The sequence below is a fragment of the Bacillus sp. MMSF_3353 genome, from assembly GCF_030733445.1.
Taxonomy (GTDB): domain Bacteria; phylum Bacillota; class Bacilli; order Bacillales; family Bacillaceae_G; genus Bacillus_A; species Bacillus_A wiedmannii.
Window position 1 is genome coordinate 1 of sequence record NZ_JASHJA010000045.1, and the last position, 19,666, is coordinate 19,666.

Annotated in this window: 17 protein-coding genes and 1 pseudogene; 4 read left to right on the forward strand and 14 right to left on the reverse strand. The window is 33.6% G+C overall.

The annotated features are described in order from the left end of the window. Positions 1 to 169: 169 nt before the first annotated feature. Entirely contained in the window at positions 170 to 2,314 is a 2,145-nt protein-coding gene (topB, locus tag RBB48_RS29670; RefSeq protein WP_097889387.1) for a DNA topoisomerase III, read from the reverse strand. Positions 2,315 to 2,647: 333 nt separating this feature from the next. Between topB and RBB48_RS29675 the strand changes: the two genes are divergently transcribed. Further along, entirely contained in the window at positions 2,648 to 3,199 is a 552-nt protein-coding gene (locus RBB48_RS29675; RefSeq protein ID WP_098082527.1) for a hypothetical protein, read from the forward strand. Positions 3,200 to 3,617: 418 nt separating this feature from the next. Here RBB48_RS29675 and RBB48_RS29680 read toward each other — a convergent pair whose 3' ends face one another. The 5 genes and pseudogenes from RBB48_RS29680 to RBB48_RS29700 all read right to left on the reverse strand — a co-directional run bounded on the left by RBB48_RS29680 (position 3,618) and on the right by RBB48_RS29700 (position 9,271). Next, entirely contained in the window at positions 3,618 to 5,111 is a 1,494-nt protein-coding gene (locus tag RBB48_RS29680) for an SH3 domain-containing protein (protein WP_306008683.1), read from the reverse strand. A gap of 139 nt (positions 5,112 to 5,250) precedes the next feature. Next, positions 5,251 to 5,415 carry a sulfite exporter TauE/SafE family protein gene (locus RBB48_RS29685; RefSeq protein WP_088608646.1) on the reverse strand — a complete coding sequence of 55 codons (165 nt, stop codon included), beginning with the start codon at positions 5,413 to 5,415 and terminating at the stop codon, positions 5,251 to 5,253. 290 nt (positions 5,416 to 5,705) lie between these two features. Continuing rightward, positions 5,706 to 5,797 (reverse strand): annotated as a pseudogene (locus RBB48_RS29690) (BlaI/MecI/CopY family transcriptional regulator); the annotation flags it as partial. Between the two features lie 432 nt (positions 5,798 to 6,229). After that, on the reverse strand, positions 6,230 to 7,870 hold the full coding sequence (locus tag RBB48_RS29695) for a multicopper oxidase family protein (RefSeq protein ID WP_097889383.1): 1,641 nt from the start codon (positions 7,868 to 7,870) through the stop codon (positions 6,230 to 6,232). 117 nt (positions 7,871 to 7,987) lie between these two features. After that, complete coding sequence (locus RBB48_RS29700) at positions 7,988 to 9,271, reverse strand: aminopeptidase P family protein (RefSeq protein ID WP_088608648.1); 1,284 nt, start codon at positions 9,269 to 9,271, stop codon at positions 7,988 to 7,990. Positions 9,272 to 9,492: 221 nt separating this feature from the next. On the opposite strand from RBB48_RS29700, the gene RBB48_RS29705 reads away from it, so the two are divergent. After that, positions 9,493 to 10,476 carry a F510_1955 family glycosylhydrolase gene (locus RBB48_RS29705; RefSeq protein WP_097889382.1) on the forward strand — a complete coding sequence of 328 codons (984 nt, stop codon included), beginning with the start codon at positions 9,493 to 9,495 and terminating at the stop codon, positions 10,474 to 10,476. A 15-nt stretch (positions 10,477 to 10,491) separates the two neighbouring features. Next, entirely contained in the window at positions 10,492 to 11,211 is a 720-nt protein-coding gene (locus tag RBB48_RS29710; RefSeq protein ID WP_220389180.1) for an urease accessory protein UreH domain-containing protein, read from the forward strand. Positions 11,212 to 11,257: 46 nt separating this feature from the next. On the opposite strand, the gene RBB48_RS29715 is transcribed toward RBB48_RS29710, so the two are convergent. Then, a complete protein-coding gene (locus RBB48_RS29715; protein ID WP_065228644.1) occupies positions 11,258 to 12,181 on the reverse strand; it encodes a hypothetical protein in 924 nt (307 codons plus the stop codon). Between the two features lie 246 nt (positions 12,182 to 12,427). On the opposite strand from RBB48_RS29715, the gene RBB48_RS29720 reads away from it, so the two are divergent. Further along, a complete protein-coding gene (locus tag RBB48_RS29720) occupies positions 12,428 to 12,658 on the forward strand; it encodes a DUF896 domain-containing protein (protein ID WP_088063027.1) in 231 nt (76 codons plus the stop codon). Between the two features lie 50 nt (positions 12,659 to 12,708). Here the strand turns inward: RBB48_RS29720 and RBB48_RS29725 are convergent, their stop codons facing one another. The 7 genes from RBB48_RS29725 to RBB48_RS29755 form a co-directional block, all read right to left on the reverse strand. Further along, complete coding sequence (locus RBB48_RS29725; protein ID WP_088063026.1) at positions 12,709 to 13,188, reverse strand: CcdC family protein; 480 nt, start codon at positions 13,186 to 13,188, stop codon at positions 12,709 to 12,711. A gap of 217 nt (positions 13,189 to 13,405) precedes the next feature. After that, positions 13,406 to 13,801 (reverse strand): cytidine deaminase, encoded by a 396-nt coding sequence (locus tag RBB48_RS29730; RefSeq protein WP_000358522.1) that lies wholly within the window; start codon positions 13,799 to 13,801, stop codon positions 13,406 to 13,408. 33 nt (positions 13,802 to 13,834) lie between these two features. Beyond that, positions 13,835 to 15,136, reverse strand: a complete 1,302-nt coding sequence (locus RBB48_RS29735; protein ID WP_001983022.1) for a pyrimidine-nucleoside phosphorylase — start codon at positions 15,134 to 15,136, stop codon at positions 13,835 to 13,837. 36 nt (positions 15,137 to 15,172) lie between these two features. Next, positions 15,173 to 16,354: a NupC/NupG family nucleoside CNT transporter gene (locus RBB48_RS29740; protein WP_000876170.1), complete on the reverse strand. Its 1,182-nt coding sequence runs from the start codon at positions 16,352 to 16,354 to the stop codon at positions 15,173 to 15,175. A gap of 102 nt (positions 16,355 to 16,456) precedes the next feature. Beyond that, complete coding sequence (deoC, locus tag RBB48_RS29745; RefSeq protein ID WP_001017444.1) at positions 16,457 to 17,128, reverse strand: deoxyribose-phosphate aldolase; 672 nt, start codon at positions 17,126 to 17,128, stop codon at positions 16,457 to 16,459. Positions 17,129 to 17,435: 307 nt separating this feature from the next. Then, positions 17,436 to 18,383 carry a DNA-binding transcriptional repressor DeoR gene (locus tag RBB48_RS29750; protein WP_088608651.1) on the reverse strand — a complete coding sequence of 316 codons (948 nt, stop codon included), beginning with the start codon at positions 18,381 to 18,383 and terminating at the stop codon, positions 17,436 to 17,438. 387 nt (positions 18,384 to 18,770) lie between these two features. Then, positions 18,771 to 19,361: a TetR/AcrR family transcriptional regulator gene (locus tag RBB48_RS29755; RefSeq protein ID WP_088608652.1), complete on the reverse strand. Its 591-nt coding sequence runs from the start codon at positions 19,359 to 19,361 to the stop codon at positions 18,771 to 18,773. Between the last annotated feature and the right edge of the window lie 305 nt (positions 19,362 to 19,666).

Consider the following 19,666-nt stretch of genomic DNA (forward strand, 5'->3'; position numbering starts at 1 on the left):
TTTACAATAAATATTTATCAATTACAAAGATTTTTTTATTGTATATTTTATTTTAAATAAAAATATATAGTACTACTTATTCAAAAAAATATCCTATAGAATAGACTTTTTTAGTGTCTATTCTATAGGATACAGTTTAATTATCATATTTTTTTATTTGTTGAACAACTTAATTCTCAAACACAAAATTAATCTTATTATCTTTCCACTCTAACATCGCATCAAACGTTTTCTCGCCTTTTTTAAAGCCTTTAATTAAATCGGTCTTTTCACCTTTTAAAAGTTTTGTCATATTCTTTTGCGAAATTGTTTTGCTTAATATTTTCTTTGAGATTGTAAAGTCACATTGTGTCGTGTTGTAATTAGAACAACCGTAAAACGTTGACTTATCAATCACATCGCCATCACATTTTTTACAGCTACCAACCTTTTTACCTGTTGTAAATTTCGATCCTTTTCGCTCAATCGATTCAACATGTAATCCAGTAAAATCCCATTTCTCTGACATTTCCACTGCATCTTCAATAATTTTAGCTGATAGCTTTTTCGTTTGTTCCATAAATGTAGCTGGTGATGCTGTGCCTTCACCAATTTCCGCAAGGCGTTGCTCCCATTTCGCTGTCATTTCTGGTGAAGCTAGTATTTTATCACCGATTGCGGTAATTAATACTTTCCCTTTATCGGTTGCATACACTTGGTTCTTCTGCACATCTATATATTTACGGTCTTTCAGCATAGTAATAATACCTGCACGCGTTGCCTCAGTACCTAAACCTTCTGTTTTCTTTAATACTTTCTCCAGCTCTTCATTTTCTAAATACTTACCGGCCGTTTTCATTAACGTAATAAGTTGTCCTTCTGTATAACGCTTCGGCGGCTGTGTTTTTCCTTCTTTCACTTTCACCTTTACAACTTTTCCTTGTTCACCTTCTGCGACAATTGGAAGAATTGTTTCGTCATCTTTATCGTCTTGGAAAATAACTTTACGCCAACCTTCTTGAATTTGCTGTTTTCCTTTTGAAATGAATTCAGCACGTTCGTCTACAAGAGTTGTAATCGTTGTGTAGTCAAAGATTGCTACTTCATAATGCGCCGCAATCAGTCTTCTTACGATCATATCGTAAATTTTCTTTTCATCACCTGATAGTTTGCTTGGATTTGTAACTTGCTCTGTCGGTATAATTGCATAGTGATCTGTAACTTTTTTTTCATTCACATAACGCTTATTATTCATAATCGATTCAATTGGTGCTGGCAATAAACCTTTATATTCATCAAACTGACTTAACTTCTGTAAAATATCAGGGAACGTCGCTGCTTCTCCTTGTGTAACATAGTTAGAATCCGAACGCGGATAAGAAACTATCCCTTTTTGATATAGTGCTTGTGTTATATCAAGCGTCTTTTTCGGTGAAAATTTAAAAGCTTTATTAGCTGTCGCTTGCAGTGCTGATAAATTAAATAAAAACGGGGGCTGAAACTCTTTACGCTCCGTTTTCATTTCTTTTACTACAGCCGGTTTACCTTGGCAAAATGCTGCAATTTTATTTGCCATATCAGGGTCCTTTAAGCGGGATTCACTATCCTTCTCCCATTTCCCCTCATACTTCTTTCCTTCTATATTAAAGGTTGCGAACACTTCCCAAAACGGCTCAGACTTAAAGTTTTCTATTTCCTTTTCACGCTTTACGATTAACGCGAGTGTCGGTGTTTGTACACGACCAGCTGAAAATACATCGTTCATTCCTTTTTTCTTTAACAAAATACTAAAGACACGCGATGCATTCATACCAACGACCCAGTCCGCACATGACCTTGTATATGCCTCATAGTACGTATTAATTGTATCTGCTTCATCTAGTAAATTTTTAAATCCTTGGTATATAGCTTGTTTCGTTAAAGATGAAATCCAAAGACGCTTCATCGGCTTTTGCACGTTACAAAGATTAATAATGTTTCGTACGATTAATTCCCCTTCACGCCCAGCATCGCCCGCATGAATAATTTCTGTTACCCCCGGATTATGTAACAGCTGTTTCACAACGTTAAATTGCTTATACTTTGACTTTGTTACTTCAAATTGAAAACGCTCTGGAATCATCGGTAACGTATTAAGTGACCATTTTTTCCACTCAGCGTGATAATGTTCTGGATTACATAACTGCGTCAAATGACCAATTGCCCATGTACAGTACGCTCCATTTGGAAATAACTCATTCGCTTCTACTTCTAAATATCCATCTTTCCGGCGATATTTAAATTGTGAAACAAGAGCCAAACCTTGATCTGGTTTCTCGGCAATAATTAATTTCATTTTATAACTCCCTATCTGTATTCCAGTGTTACTTTCATTGTCTATCTGTTTAGAGGCGATGATAAAAGAACAATCTTATTTATCATTCGCGGGTTACTCCCAGTAATGGGATAACTATAATATTATACGCTGATTCTTTATGGCTTCACAATAGAAACTCATTATATAACAATTTCTTTCTCATGCTCACAAATAAAAAAGATGCTCAAAAAATCAAGCACCTACTTACTTACATTTATTAAATTGTGCAGATAATATGCAGATATAAATAAGCATAAGTAATCTCCATACGAACATATGATGAAATGAACGATAGGACAGGGAGGTATCATAATGTTCGTTTACACATCGACTGCCTTAACACTTTGTTGTATCTCGATTCTTATTACATCATATATTTCTAAACGTAACGGTACCCTAATGGGGTATATGGTATTTATTATGTCTTTTAGTATGAGTATCGGTTTAAGTATAGGTTTTTATTTAGGTATTCTTTTTAAAGGTGAATTACTATATTCTACTTTGCTTGCGATTTTGATTAGTGGTTTTATCGGTTTTTTAGTCGGTCTACGGTTTCACCTATTTACCGCTTTAGAAGGAATGTTTTCTGGATTAATGGCAAGTATGATGGGAGCAATGATTACAGAAATGTTAAACGCTCAACAAGCTCATAGTATACTGTTTATTAGTCTTTTACTTACGATAACAATAACTATGTCATGTATGATTCAACTTTTATCAGAAACCTTTTCTACTTTTATCGAACGGCGTTTTTTATTATTACTTTCGATCAGCGTAGTAATTGTTCTTACTGTATTCGTAACATTCCCAGATCATACCCTACCGCTCCCCTCTGAACATGAACAACCTATCCATAAACACTAGCAGCTATAATCGATAATTTTATTTTTTAACAAATGAAAATAAAAAACACTTTTGAATCGTCAGCCCCAAATGAAATGTGGTTTACGGATGCGACTTACTTATTATTTGGAGTATTTGTAGATAATAACTATAGTTTAGCTTCTGGCATGGGATCAGGATTAATAATTATACAGAAAACTAATAAATAATAGCTTTGCATTATATAATAAGAGGTCACAGAATTACAATGCTGTGACCTCTCTTTTTCAAATTAATTCATGTCGTAATCTTCACCATCAATTATTTTTCTACTTTTCTACACTTAATGAACCTTCTAAATCTACATGATTGATAGTATATTTTTTCAGCTCATAGATATTCAATTCTCTTAGTTTGATGAGGTATACAATACCCCCATCTTGAAATAAAAAATTCTTACTTAACTAATATATTGTTTTGGATCCATAGCATTGCTCTTCTGTGCATTCCATTCACCTTTATGGATTTCAAAATGTAAGTGTTGTCCTTCAGATTGTCCTGTATTCCCCATTATGCCAAGTTGTTGTCCTTGCTTCACTTTTTGACCTGCAGTAACAGAACGACTCTTTAAATGAGCGTATACAGTTATATATGTTTGTCCGTTAATATTATGAGAAATAAACACCACATTACCGTAGCTTGTGGAATAATATGAGCGAGTGACTACACCTTTTGCCGCAACAACAACTGGCACTGTTCCTGAAGCAGCAATATCTAATCCGTGGTGCATTTGCCCACCACGTTTCTCAAATCCAGAAGTATATCTTCCTGCAGCTGGTTGAATAAAGTCATTTGTTTTAATTTCATTAGTTGTATTTACCTCTTGGGATTGTCGCTGCTCCTCTGTATCAGTCTCACTTGTTTTTGATAGAAATTTACTTGATACATAACCGTTTTTACCGTTGTAATTAATTTTCCCCCATCCATTTTGTTCAAATAGAACTTGTACTTTTATTCCTTTTGATAAAGCACCGATTACACCATGATTTGTACCAGCACCGCTTCTTACATTTAACATGCTTACGTTAACATAGTAGTCACCAACTGTTGCTCCAGTAGATGGATTACTTGTTTCAGGTTTTGATGGTGTACCCTCTTTAACGAATTTTACATATTCACTGCTCACATAACCAGTTCTGCCATGATGATTAATTTTCAACCAGCCATTTTCACCGCCAGTTACTTGCAATATTTGTCCGTTTAATACACCACCAATTACACTATGGTAAGTAGCAGGACCTGTACGCACACGTAAAGAAGTAGCGTCTACAATGTATGTACCGTCAGTTTGAACCGTAACATTATTTTGTTGTTCATTTGTTTGGTCTACATTTGCATTAGAGCCACTCTTTGAAATGTAATCTTTACTAATATAAGCAGTTTGTCCACTATAGTTAATTTTGACCCAGTCTTGAACTTCACCAGTTACTTGAACAACTTGTCCTTTATGTATAGAGCCTAAAATCGTATGGGAAGTACTTGGACCTGTACGAACACGGAGGGAGGATACATTAACTTTGTAATTCCCACTCGCTACTTGAACTTTTCCATTGTTATTGTCACTTCCATTTGAGCTATCGTCTATTACAAATTGACTGCTTACATAACCTACTTTTCCATTATGGTTAATTTTCAACCAACCGTTGTCTTCTCCAATAACTTGTAAAACTTTCCCTTCATACACGCGCCCCATTATTGCACTAGACGTATTTGGCTGTGTGCGAACACGTAGAACATTCGTGTTTACTGTTACTGGATTTTCATATGTTACTGTATCAGTAGGTTGCTCATGTTTTTTGTCTTTTGGCACTATAGAAGTTTGCGCTTGAGCAGTACCAATAAATGTACTTCCTGTAACAGAAACTACTGCCACACTAGCTAAAATTCTTTTCATAGGTATTAAACACCTTCCCATAAATACATTTAAGTATCATCATATCTTTAGTTTATTATTTTTTATATCAAATGCTTTTCTACTCATGTTGTACTCTTCTTTTCTATCAACCTCTATTTCTAGATATACAACGGAGGTGTTATTCCATTCTTTCGTAACGTACGAAGGCAATTAAGAAAAAAGGAATCGCAAATCCCAGCTTGTAAACTGTAATGTAAATAAATGCTTGATCTGGATTCTTTGTACCAAGCATTAATAATGCGGTCAAAATTGGACCGATGCACGGTGAGACAAATGAAAGCATTCCCGTTCCTAGTACAATCCATATCTTTTAATCTGCTGCATTCATTTTGCCTCTTTTCACAAAACACTACACTGTGTAGTTTAAATTCTTAAAAAAAACCACAAACACTCACCCATAAGTTAGTCACTGTTTTCCAAAAGATGCGGTCACAAGATCATTGGAAGCTTTTTCCATTCCAATAAACTTAAGCAAAGCACTTCCCATTCCAAAAGGTGACTTTATTTTATCTATCACATACTGTACTACTGATCAGCTAACAATTTTTGATATGTGCTGTAACGTTGTAACATTAATTTTTTCTGCACACTTTTCATTGTGATACCTTCTGAGCACCAAATAATTTCTATGATTTTTGCTTCAAGCGGTCAAAAAAATAATTTATGCCTTATTCATTTCACTTATAGTTTTGCTTGAACATACCCGTCCTCCCTTCGCACTACGAATTGTAGTATAAAATAAAAAAAAGGTCAAATGTAAGGGGCTATTATCTATCCTTTTTGAACTACAACACATTAAATTTACCACTGTAATTTTATCAACTGAGTATACAAAAAATTAGCGATTTCTTCTATTATCTACTTCCAAACCAGAAACGAATATGTTTTTTAAATCCATAAATAACAAAAATCGCATTTTTTATCTTGTAAACTCTTATACAGGGCATTATCGCTCCCGCTTCCTAAACTTTTATAAAAATAATATGCCCAATACACAACATTACATTTAAAAACAGCTTTTTTCATGCTAAAAATCATTAAAACAGCTATCCCTAAGATAGCTGTTTTATATTATCATCAACTCCATAAATTTTATATTATTCTGGCTTATTAGGAATGTTTGGGTTTGGAACATAATCAGATTTATAATCTGTATATTTCACTTCTGTTACCATCCCAGCGGAAGCATGGTGTAAATCATGACAGTGGAACATCCAATCACCCGGATTATCTGCTACAAAGGCTACTTCATATTCTTCACCTGGTTTTAGGTTCAAAGTATCTTTCACAATTGGAGAACCTTCTATCGGTTTTCCATCTTTACTCAACACCTGGAAGAAGTGACCATGTAAATGCATCGGATGATCGTCCATTTTAGAACGATTTACCAATTTTACTTTTACTAAATCACCCTTTTTTACTGGAATCGGGTCAATGTCTGGAAATACCTTTCCGTTAATTGTATATACCATTTCATTTCCATTCATTTGCGTATTCAAGTCCATATTATATGTGGCAGTATACTGCTGATTTAACGTGAAACTACCTAGTTTTTTAGCACCATATTTCGTCATATCTAATTTCGATAATTTTTCTTTTTCATCTGCTTTATCTTTCATCTCTTTGCTGCCATCATATTCAATAACAGCTTTCATTCCTTTTGCACCTTTATTTGCTGAATGGTCTTCAACATACCATTTCCCAGGATTATTAGCAGTAAATTCAATATCATAACGTTCACCAGGTGCGATTGAAATTACTTGATCCTTTATAACTTTTGGATCGTTTATTGGTTGACCATCTGTCGCAATTACTTTTATATCATGACCGTGAACGTGTATATCATGTGATAGATAACCAGCATTAACGAGTCGAAGACGGACTTTATCCCCCTTATTCACTTTTAATGGTTCTACTAAATCCCCGCTTTTACCATTGATTGTGAATAAGTCATACATACTCATATCATGGCCTTCCATCTTCATATTTCCATGGTCCATTCCTGTCATGTTACTAGAGTCTTTTTTATCACTGCCCATGTCCATACCGGAATGATCCATGCCGTTCTTATCTTCATTCTTTTTCGTATTTTCATTATCCTTAGATTTATTACCTTTTTGCCCTTTTGTCATTTCTTTTAACTGTTTATTAATCTCTTCTTTATCTGTTACCCATTCATCTAACATTACTGTGTAATCTTTATCATATTTTTCCTTTGTATCTTCTACAATGAGCGCTCCATACAAACCTCTATCTAATTGATTTACAGAATCTTGATGTGAATGATACCAATACGTTCCTGGTACGTTCGCTTCAAACTCATAGGTGAAACTTTTTCCAGATTCAACCGCATCTTGCGTCACACCTGGAATTCCATCCATATTATTTGGGACAGGATACCCATGCCAATGAATAGATACTGGTGCAGATAGTTCATTTTTTAATGTCACTTTCACCTTTTCGCCTTTTTTCACCCGAATTTCTGGACCAGGAGATGAGCCATTAAATGTCCAGACTGGAACAATAACACCGTTACTTAATTTTTGCTTTTCTTCTTTCGCTATTAAAGTAACTTCTGGTCCTATTTCAACTTTCAATGGTTTTGTAGCCGTTTCAGTCTGTGGTGTTTTTTTATCGTTCATATTTTTATGATCATTTGTTGTATTTGTGGTCGCAGAACATGCAGCAATTAAAGATATGACAGAGACTGTAACTGCCGTTAACACAAATCTCTTCATGGAAACCCCTCCTTTTTCTTTTTCAAAATCATTATAAAAAATGATTTTCAAGAAAATATGGAGATATGCAATGAGCTAAATAAAAAGACGCCCAAAATTGAGCGCCTCTTCTAATGGTTATTTCGTAACAACTTCATCTTTTTTTATATTTACATTGTTTTCTCTCATAAACGCTTCAATCTCTTCAACTTCTCTAATAATATCTTTTGACAAGTTTTCATGTCCGTCTTTCGTTACAAGAATGTCATCTTCAATACGAATTCCAATTGCTTCTTGTTCAATATAAAGACCAGGTTCAATTGTTATAACCATGCCTTCTTCTAACACTCTATCTTTATATGTTCCTACATCATGCGTATCTAAACCAAGGAAATGGCTAACACCATGATAATAGTATTTTGATAACTCTTCGTCTTCTTGAATTAAACCAATTTCTTTACACTCTTCTGCTAGTACCTTTTTTGTATGCTCATTTAATGCAGCAAACTTTACTCCTGGCTTAATGAGTTTCGTTGTTTCTTTCAATGCTTTTAATACAATATTATACATTTGTTTTTGGCGACTAGAGAATGTTCCATTTGCCGGGAATGTATAACTAATATCAGCGTTATAGTAGTCTTTTTGAGCGCCTAAATCTAGCAGTACTAAATCACCATTTTGAATTTGTGCATCATTGTCTTCATAATGAAGAACTGTAGCATTTTTCCCACTTGCCAAAATTGTATTGAATGCATGATGCTTAATACCAGATGACTTCAATGTGAAATCAAACTGAGCTTCTAATTCATACTCCATCATGTCTGCTTTTGCATGCTTAAGTACGTTGTAAATACCCTCTTTCGTTACAGCAATTGCTTCTTTTATGATTTCAATTTCTTCTTCTGTTTTAAACACTCGTAATTCACAAATATTCGGATATACATTACCAACTAAAACGTGTGGATACTGTTCTCTTACATGTTTAGCAAAAGCAAGCGTTTTTGTCTCCGTACCATTCCACTCACGACGCTCTAAATCTAAATATAGATGCTTCACATTTTCTGTAAAAAGTATATTTGACATTGTCTTTTCAAAGCTATCTAAATATACAACTTTCTTTATACCTGAAATTTTCTCTGCTTCTTTGTTAGAAACTGTTTTACCGACCCATTTTTCCATGACTGGATCCGATTTTTCAATGAACAGTGTTTCTTCAACACTATTTCCAAACTTCTTCAACATGAAAATAACATTTGGTTCCTCGATTCCTGTTACATAGTAAAAATTTCGATTCGGCACAAATTTATAATGTGCATCCGCTGACATATGAGGTGCTTGTCCAGCAAATAAAATAGTAATAGATTCATCTGGTAATGTGTTTACTAATCGTTCTCTATTTTGAGCAAAAAATGTTGATTTCATAATAATCCCCCTAGCGTTCTATGTATACTTGTAAATCTAATTACCCAATACAATTCATTTTATTATTGTTATAATTTTTCGTCAATTGATAGTACTCATATAAAAAGGAAAATTTTCATTACTAGAGCCCATTCCAATCTAAATGATGCATACCACTCCACAATTTCTTGACATTTATTCCATATACTTAAAATCTCATATATAGGAAAGGAGCTACAACTTTGAAATATTATGTAGCAACAGGGATAGCAATTACTTCTTTATTCATCATTACAGGATGTTCTAGCAACGCCGAAACAGCACCAGTGAAGAAAGACACGGTGCAATCTCAACGAAAACATACAGAAACAGTAAATACGAGTCCGCAAAACTTCTATAAGGAAACTACATCTGGAAAAATCGAGCACATTCATGGAATTGGCTATGCAGGAAATATGCTCGGAGTTTCTATTGCCACTCACAGTGGTATAAAAGTTTATCATAATGGAAAATGGTTTGAAACTAAGACTGAGCTACATGATTATATGGGGTTTCAGGCAACGAAGAACGGATTCTTTGCCAGCGGCCATCCTGAACCAGGTGCAAATTTAAAAAATCCTTTAGGATTAATGAAAAGTTCTGATAGCGGTAATACCCTCGAGAAGCTAGCGTTTTATGGAGAATCTGATTTTCACAACCTTGCTGTTGGATATAATACGGAAGCAATTTATTTATACAATGAGCGTCCAAATTCTAAATTACAACAAGGTTTTTATTTCAGTACGAACAACGGACAAGATTGGAAAAATAGTAAGTTAAAAGGTCTTTCAAGTACAATTCATTCCTTTTCCGTACATCCTGATCAATCTAGTGTAGTCGCGGTAAGTGCTAAAGATGGTGTTTACTTATCTACAGATTACGGAAATACATTTGAACTATTCTCTACATCACTTGAATCGACAGCAGTTACATTAAGTAATGAAGATGTTTTTTACGCCCCTATCAATAAGCAAATGATAACGAAGAAATCAATTGCTACAAATGAAGAAACAAACATACAAACTCCATCTTTAGATTCTAAAGATGCAATTATGTACATATCACAAAATCCTCAAAATTCATCTGAAATAGTATTTGCTACAATGAAAGCAAATGTGTTCCTTTCTACAGATGAGGGGAAAACTTGGAAGCAGATTACGAAAGAAGGAGCATTTCAATTTAATTAGAAAGGTGAATATAACGTGTTTTCAACAATTAGCGAGTGGAGTTATCAACTCATGTCTCCTTTAATGGATGTCGCGAATACTACGAAATCAATTCCTCTTTTATTTGCATTTTTATTAGGCATTGTAGGTACCCTTGCTCCTTGCCAATTAACAGGAAACATTAGCGCTATTACACTTTATGGGAATCAATCTTTACAAAAGGGACATGCATGGAAACATATATTGTTATTCATTTTAGGAAAAATAATAGCTTTTACGACACTTGGACTATTAGTATGGTTTTTAGGAAAAGAGATTCAGCAAATATTAACTTTGTATTTCCCATGGTTACGAAAAATAATTGGACCTTTATTAATTTTAATGGGGCTAATGTTGGCAGGTATTATAAAAGGAAGAAGTTTCTTCTCGATCAAATTTATACGAAAACAAAATGAGGTTGGCTCATTTTTACTTGGATTCTTCTTTTCCTTAGCTTTCTGTCCGACTATGTTCGTTCTATTTTTCGGAACGTTAATCCCTTTATCTTTCTCATATAATTATGGTTACTTGTTTCCGACATTCTTTTCGATAGGAACTGCTCTCCCTATCGTTATATTAATGTTCATCATTTCCTACCTTGGATTAAATGGAGCACTACTTAAAAAGAGCCGAAAAATAGGAAAACACATTCAACTTATAGCAGGGGTACTACTCATTTTAGTCGGAATTTATGATATATCCTTATATTGGGTATAAATAAAAAAGGTAAGTTCAAGTGATTTGAACTTACCTTTTTTACAAATTATATTTCACTCTTCTGCATGCCCTTTTGTTTCATCTCCCACTTCTTATACAATAGTACTGCACCAAATAAAAATACCCCTGCAATGAATGAACCTACTGGTAACATTTTTATCATTTCATCAGGAAATACGAGCGGAAGTAAGGGAAATGCATACGCTGCTGGAATACGTACTCCAACTATTTTTAATAAAATAAGCATTAATATCATATTGAATAAAGTAACTACAATCCATGAATCAATTGCAAAATACAATAAAGTTCCAACAGTTGCTGATGTAGTTAATACTACTATTTGTTTAAATGCCATTTTTTCATTGTACATCGGTTTTTGAAGTGATTCATACACAACGACTAGAATTGGCGGAATAACCGCTAATTGTTCATAACCAGTTATCCAACATAAACTGATCCAAACGAAATTTAGTATTAGAAATACAGTCATATATTTATACTGTATATTCACTTTTCGCTCAATACCGTTATTCAATTTAAAAATAAGAACACCAATCATTAAAATAAATGTCAAAACGAAGACTGAGATAACAAATGACCATTCCGTCGCATTTGTTACTAATGGTAATAAACCTGTCGCAATAGATGGTGCTAAATTGGACTGAATAACACGTAAAAACAGCATCATCAATACAAGCGTTAAGCTTACTTTCCCTAAATAGGCTATATCCATTTGATTCACCATAAAACCAATTACAGCTGTTATTGACGGTGCAATAAAGATTTTTTCTGGTTGTCTTAGCCATCCCGGCTCACGGTATGCCCATAAAGCGATTGCCATTGCCGCTATTTCCGGCAAAATGACTTCTGGATCATTTAATAACACACCTGCTATTACCATGGCTAAAATAAATAAAATAGCAATCGTATATGAGATGATTGTTTCTTTCTTTGAAATTACTGCATTCATTATTACATACTCCTTTTTGCTTATTACTCTCATAAAGTAAAATAATAACTTTATATACCCTACTTAGGTATTGTATATTAACATCTTACCTATTTCAAGTATTTGTGGTTTTTTCATTCTTTATCACCCCACACACTTACAAAACAATGAATGTTTATAAGCATTGACACTTATTAAAAGATACGTTATAATAACTATACATTAGTAAGTAACTAATGTAATTAATTGAAACTAGAGGTGAATCAAATGAAAAACATTTTATTCCGTATTAACGAATTATCAAAAAAAGAAAAAGCATATGGATTAACAGTTGATGAAAAACAAGAACAACAAATGCTGCGTCAAAACTATACAAAAACATTTCGTGGAAGCTTAGATTCCATTTTATTAAACACAAAAATTGTTGATCAACATGGTCTTAACGTTACACCAGCCGCATTACAAGATGCTCAAATACGTTTAAAATTAAGCAAATGAAATCAAAGCTAAAAAAACAATCGTATAAAACATAAAAAGAGCCGGAATTCCTATTTAGAAATTCCAGCTCTTTTTATTGTCTTTTCCAATTTAACATATGAGCGATACATCGCAATTCTCCACGAAACAATCATCGCAAATGCAAGTAAGAAAAACATTCCGCTTAACTCTGCTAAATCAATTGATTGACTTAAATACGATTTTAACGCTACTCGTACAGCCAATAAGCCCACTAAAATAAATATGAATGCTTTTGACGGTTTCATATATATATGTTCGTTTCTTATTTCAAACTTAGTTGTTTTAATAAGAAATATAGAGAAAATAAGTCCTATACTAATCGCCTCTACTATTTCTAACGATGTTAATCGAAACTCCGGTAAGAAGTACATCATTGCGCCAGTACTCATAAAAATTGGCGGTAATATAATTTTCTTTTTCGTTACCGGTTTTTTCGCTGCTTTAAAGCGAAGAAACATGACACCAACAGCCATACAAACCGCTACAATACTTGATAAAAGTGCTATCATACTATCCACTCCTATCTATATAATAAACCGATAATTAAGTAAATAAATGCTGCATTATATAATTTCTTCATTTTATTCCTCCTGCTGTAAACTTTCCATATTCGCTGCAATCATTTTACACAAAGTTTATGAACGGAATATGAACAAAATATTACATTCAACTTTTGAAAATAAAAAAGCCATTCCACAATTAATATTTGCGGAATGACTTTTCAACTTATTTTAAATCTTCTATCGAGAAAGCACCTGGAAGTAATTGCTCAACAGTCACTTCTTTTTCATCACCTTTTACATTCGTTAGTAAAACTGGCATTTTCGGTTCACAGAATTCAGCAATTACTTGTCTACAAGCACCACATGGTGATATCGGTCCGTCCGTTTCGCCTGTAATAACTAAGTAACTAAAGTCGCGCTCCCCTTCTGATACTGCTTTAAAGATCGCTGTTCTTTCTGCACAGTTACATAAACCGTAAGAAGCATTTTCTATATTACAACCAGTATAGATTTTACCTTCTTTCGTAACTAATGCTGCGCCAACAGGAAATTTCGAATACGGAATATATGCTTTTGCTAACATCTTATTTGCTTCTTCGATATATTTTTTCTTATCCATATTATTTCCCCCTTAAAGTATGTGTAATTATGATTAGTCAGTAATAACTGTATGAACTAATTTAGGAGCCACTGCTGTTTCAGCAATAGAAATATTTTCATAAATTTTTGCTTTTACATCTTCTACATTTTCACGATTTGCATAGATCGTTACGAATGGCTCGCCTTCTTTTACTGCATCGCCAACTTTTTTACGTAACATTAATCCTACTGCTAAATCGATTTCATCTTCTTTTGTCGCACGGCCAGCACCAAGTAGCATAGCTGCGATACCAATTTCATCTGCAACAATGTTAGAAATAACACCTGAAGTTTTTGCAGGTACATCAATTACATACTTCGCCTGTGGCATTTTTTCTGGATTGTCTACAATTGAACTATCTCCGCCTTGATTGCTTAAGAACTCTTTAAACTTCTCAGTTGCTTTTCCGTTTTTCATAACTTCAATTAGCATTTCACGAGCTTCTTCTAACGTATTTGCTTTTTTCGCAAGTACGACCATTTGACTTCCTAATACAAGTACTAATTCCGTTAAATCTTCTGGACCTTCACCTTTTAACGTATCAATCGCTTCTTTCACTTCTAGAGCGTTACCAATTGCAAATCCAAGCGGTTGTGACATATCTGAAATAACAGCCATCGTTTGACGTCCTACATTATTTCCGATACGCACCATTGCATGTGCTAATTCTTTTGCATCTTCTTCTGTTTTCATAAATGCGCCAGCACCTGTTTTTACATCAAGTACGATTGCGTCAGCACCAGCTGCAATTTTTTTACTCATAATTGAACTCGCGATTAAAGGAATTGAGTTTACTGTTCCTGTTACATCACGTAATGCATAAATCTTTTTATCTGCAGGTGTTAAGTTTCCAGTTTGTCCAATAACAGCTACTTTGTCACGGTTTACAATATCAATGAACTGCTCTTTCGTAATTTCAACGTGGAATCCTTCTACCGCTTCTAATTTATCAATTGTTCCGCCTGTATGTCCTAAACCACGACCAGACATTTTTGCTACTGGTACATCTAAAGCAGCTACTAATGGTCCTAATACTAATGTTGTCGTATCACCAACACCGCCAGTTGAATGTTTGTCTACTTTAATTCCTTCAATTGCTGATAAATCGATCGTTTCTCCAGACTCAACCATCGCCATCGTTAAATCTGCACGTTCGCGATCTGTCATATCTTTAAAGAAGATTGCCATTGCAAGTGCACTCACTTGATAATCAGGAATACTTCCGTCTGTATATCCATTAATAAAGAATTTGATTTCTTCAGTCGTTAATTCTTTGCCGTCACGTTTTTTCGCAATAATATCTACCATTCTCATTACAATCACCATTCCTTTTTATATGATATGAATCTGTTAAAATAATAAGCCTACGATTGTTGCTGATAAGAAACTTACTAATGTTGCACCGAAAAGTAATTTCAAACCAAATCTTGCGACTACATTCCCTTGCTTTTCATTTAAGCTCTTAACTGCCCCTGCAATAATTCCAATTGAAGAGAAGTTTGCAAATGAAACTAAGAATACAGATATAATCGCTGTCGTTCTATCTGAGAAATTAAAGTTTCCTTGTGCTAAATCTGTCATAGCGACAAATTCATTTGATACTAATTTTGTTGCCATAATATTTCCGGCATTAACTGCTTCATGCCAAGGTACACCCATAATAAATGCAAATGGTGCAAATACATAACCAAGAATTTCTTGGAATGAAATACCGATTACACCTTTAAATACTGCATTAATGAATGCGATTAAAGCAACGAAACCGACTAACATAGCTGCTACTGTAATTGCAACTTTAAATCCATCTATAATGTATTCCCCTAATACTTCAAAGAAAGTCTTTTTCTCTTCTTCTTGTACTTCTAACATATCTTCTTCTTCAGTAACTTCATAAGGGTTAATGATAGAAGCGATAATAAAACCACCGAATAAGTTAAGCACTAAAGCGGTTACAACATATTGTGGTTTTAATAACACCATATATGATCCAACGATAGACATTGAAACGGTAGACATTGCAGATGCACATAATGTATACATTCTTTTCTCTGGCAATAATCCTAGTTGTTTCTTAACTGAAATAAACACTTCAGATTGTCCTAAAATCGCAGAAGCAACAGCGTTATATGATTCTAGTTTCCCCATTCCATTTACTTTACTTAATGCTAGACCAATAGATTTCACAATAATAGGTAATACTTTAATGTGTTGCAAAATACCTATTAAAGCTGAAATAAATACGATTGGCATTAATACACTTAAAAAGAACGAAAACTCTTTTTGATTTACTAATCCACCAAATACGAAATTCACACCGTCAGCGGCATATTTTAATAGCTCTCCAAAACCATCTGCTATTCCGCTAATTAATATATTCCCTACACTTGTATTTAATAATAAAAACCCCAAAATGAATTGTAATATAACCATCGTTATGATTGGGCGATATTTGACTTTCTTTCTATCATTACTAGCAAGCCAAGCGATACCTAAAATCAATACGAGGCCAAAAATACCGATTAAATATTTCATAAGCCGTCTCCTCCCATTCGTATCCGCTTACATTTTTTTCAATTGTTAAAGCAATAGATACACTTTACTTTGTGTATCTATTGCTTTTAACTTCATTAATGATTAGTAGTTATCTGTAGCACCTTTTGCATCATTTAATACGATTGCAACACTAGCACTTGCTCCAACGCGAGAAGCTCCAGCAGCTACCATTTTGTCTGCATCTTCACGTGTACGAACGCCACCAGATGCTTTTACACCAACGTTTGGTCCAACTGTTTTGCGCATTAATGCGATGTCTTCAGCAGTTGCTCCGCCAGTTGAGAATCCAGTTGAAGTTTTTACGAAGTCAGCACCAGCTTTTACTGATAATTCACAAGCGCGTACTTTCTCTTCATCTGTTAATAGGCAAGTTTCAATGATTACTTTTACAAGAGCTTTTCCTTTTGCTGCTTGTACTACTTCATAAATATCTTTTTCAACGAACTCGTTATCGCCATCTTTTAAAGCGCCTACGTTGATTACCATGTCAACTTCAGTTGCACCTTTTGCGATAGCATCTTTTGTTTCGAAAGCTTTTGTTTCAGTAGTGCTTGCTCCTAATGGGAAACCGATTACAGTACAAACATCTACATCATGTCCAGCTAACTCTTCAGCAGCTAGCTTCACCCATGTAGGATTAATACAAACAGAAGCGAATTTATATTCCTTTGCTTCTTCGATTACTTTCATAACATCTTCTTTAGTAGTATTAGCTTTTAAAATTGTATGGTCAATTAACTTTGCAATATTCATTATCTTCACTCCTCATATCTTTTAACAACTTCATTCTAACTCTTAGTTGAACAAATGTAAATACACTTTTGAAATTTTGTTCATTCTTTTCGGAAAGGAATTTTTCAATAGTAAATAAAGCGCATTCTAACTAAGAAACAATTCATATTTAAAATCAAAACTTTTATATTAACAATGGTAGTATGTATCTCAATATCCATAATTATTTTTAAAAAGGCAATTTGTATTCAAAAAACACTCCCATAATTCATACATAACAAAATAAAAGGCTTTCTCAAAATTAACATCTTGAGAAAGCCTTTTATTTCTAACCTTTTTGATAATGTAACAATTCTTTTGCTGTATGCTGATCGATAATTAATACATTTGCATACCCGCCACGTAACGCACCATCAATTGCTTTTATTTTTCTATTACCACCAGCAACTAAAATAGAACGTTTCTTTAATTTCAGTTCTTCTAACTCAATTCCAATTGTACGCTGATTAATCTCTTCGCTACTAATCTTTCCGTCTCCATCAAAGAAACGTGAACAAATGTCACCGACCGATTGTTTTTTGAGCAAATTCGTTTCATCCTTATCGAAATAACCTAATCGGAATAATAGTGCTTCGTCTCTCACTGTTCCTACAGTGAAAATTGCAACATTCGCTTGTTTCCCCATTTCGATAATGTGATGAATATGTCGATCCTGCTCTACTAATTGTTTTGTCACTGCATTATCAAATATAACTGGAAGGGGTAGATTTCTTGGTGTCGTTTGAAAAGCATCTGCAAATAAAGCAATCGTTTCATTCGCATATGTATTTACACTCGAATGACTAATACCACCTTTTAACTGAACAACTTCTACACCTTTTACATGTTGTGGTACAATTTTTCTAGCGATTTCATACATCGTCATTCCCCAGCTTACACCAACGATATCACCAGTTTTAACCGTCTTTTCCATATACTCAGCTGCATATTTACTAATATACTCTGTAATCGTTGCATATTCTGGCACTGGAGAAAATACGACATGTGCCTCTAACAAGTTGTACTTTTCTTTCAGTAAATTTCCAACGTTATCTAAATCAGCAAATGGATCGGCTATGCTAATTTGAACAAATCCTTTTTCTTTCGCGTACTTTAATAATCTAGAGATAGTCGGCCTTGAAATATTTAATTTATTAGCAATTTCCTGCTGACTATAATCTGACTGATAATATAATCTTGCAACTTCAACGCTTAATTGTTGTTTATCTTTATCCATAGTAACTCATTACATATCCTTTCCTGTATTTCCTTTTCGTTACAAGCATTATACAGCTTTATGCAAGAAATTTCGACTACCGAATTTTATCTAACTGAACTTCTACTACACTTCGTATTTAAAATGAAACTTTATTGTATATATTTACAACCTCAGCATAGATACACTTGAAACATATAAATCGATTTATATGTAATTCATTCTTTTTTGCTTTTTCTGTAGTAACGATAACAAAGCCTTTCAATAAGAAACATGAAACATCGTCTAAAAAGTTACCTTTACTAATAACTATTCAAATACCCCTCATAAACAGAAAATACTGTTTATGAGGGGTATTTATTCAATTTAAGTCTATAAAAATTGGATAAAAACAATGCAAGTTTTCACTTATTTAGAATAAGTGACAAGATGATGTTTTATTTGTTCAATAAAATAATGATGGTGTATATTATCGTTAGATACTCGACTTGCCATAATAGCTCCCTCCATTGAAGATGTAAGAAAAGAAGCAAGTGATATAATGTCTATATCTTCTTTAAGTTCTTGTTTCTCTATTCCTTCTTTTATGAGAGAAGCCATTAACATTACTGTATCGTCATAACCTTCTGCTGCTGCTTTTTGTAATTCTGGAAATACTCCAGTACTTTCAATTGCACTATTAAGTAATGGACAGCCTCCAGCAATAGGAGGATTATTAGCTGCATCTTGATATACAAGGAATATTGCAAGGATTTTATCGATTGCTGTCTTTTTATTTTCCATTGCTTTATGAAAATGACTCCACATAATCTCACCACTTTTGTCGTAGGCAGCAAGGACAATTTCTTCTTTATTTTTGAATCTACGATAAATAGATCCTTTAGGTAGTTCAGTAGCTGTCATTATATCCTGGATGGATGTGCGAGTTATCCCATTTGTATTAAATAAATATAAAGATGTTTCAATAATTTTTTCTTTTACCTTATCAACTTTAGTCATGCTTTGTAATCCTCCTAATAAAAACGATCTTAATATTCCAGGTAATGTTTACCCTCTATTTTCTTAATTTTTTTGTAAGTATAAATAAATTTGGAACAGAAATATCTTATGGAAACCTCAAACAATACAGTTTGAAAAGAGGTTAATCAAATTGTATTATCCATATCATTAGAGTGAATTTTCTGCCAAAAACAACATGACCAATTGTTTAATTCAGTCATTTTATTCAACTAATTTTACCTAAAATCGTAGAAGATGTAAAAATATATATTTTAGTGTATAGACATATGATTATTATATATAAT

Coding starts and splice junctions, on each gene's coding strand:
- topB (WP_097889387.1), bottom strand. CDS start 2,314: ATGAAATTAATTATTGCCGAGAAACCAGATCAAGGTTTGGCTCTTGTT.
- RBB48_RS29675 (WP_098082527.1), top strand. CDS start 2,648: ATGTTCGTTTACACATCGACTGCCTTAACACTTTGTTGTATCTCGATT.
- RBB48_RS29680 (WP_306008683.1), bottom strand. CDS start 5,111: ATGAAAAGAATTTTAGCTAGTGTGGCAGTAGTTTCTGTTACAGGAAGT.
- RBB48_RS29685 (WP_088608646.1), bottom strand. CDS start 5,415: ATGCTTTCATTTGTCTCACCGTGCATCGGTCCAATTTTGACCGCATTA.
- RBB48_RS29695 (WP_097889383.1), bottom strand. CDS start 7,870: ATGAAGAGATTTGTGTTAACGGCAGTTACAGTCTCTGTCATATCTTTA.
- RBB48_RS29700 (WP_088608648.1), bottom strand. CDS start 9,271: ATGAAATCAACATTTTTTGCTCAAAATAGAGAACGATTAGTAAACACA.
- RBB48_RS29715 (WP_065228644.1), bottom strand. CDS start 12,181: ATGAATGCAGTAATTTCAAAGAAAGAAACAATCATCTCATATACGATT.
- RBB48_RS29720 (WP_088063027.1), top strand. CDS start 12,428: ATGAAAAACATTTTATTCCGTATTAACGAATTATCAAAAAAAGAAAAA.
- RBB48_RS29725 (WP_088063026.1), bottom strand. CDS start 13,188: ATGATAGCACTTTTATCAAGTATTGTAGCGGTTTGTATGGCTGTTGGT.
- RBB48_RS29730 (WP_000358522.1), bottom strand. CDS start 13,801: ATGGATAAGAAAAAATATATCGAAGAAGCAAATAAGATGTTAGCAAAA.
- RBB48_RS29735 (WP_001983022.1), bottom strand. CDS start 15,136: ATGAGAATGGTAGATATTATTGCGAAAAAACGTGACGGCAAAGAATTA.
- RBB48_RS29740 (WP_000876170.1), bottom strand. CDS start 16,354: ATGAAATATTTAATCGGTATTTTTGGCCTCGTATTGATTTTAGGTATC.
- deoC (WP_001017444.1), bottom strand. CDS start 17,128: ATGAATATTGCAAAGTTAATTGACCATACAATTTTAAAAGCTAATACT.
- RBB48_RS29750 (WP_088608651.1), bottom strand. CDS start 18,383: ATGGATAAAGATAAACAACAATTAAGCGTTGAAGTTGCAAGATTATAT.
- RBB48_RS29755 (WP_088608652.1), bottom strand. CDS start 19,361: ATGACTAAAGTTGATAAGGTAAAAGAAAAAATTATTGAAACATCTTTA.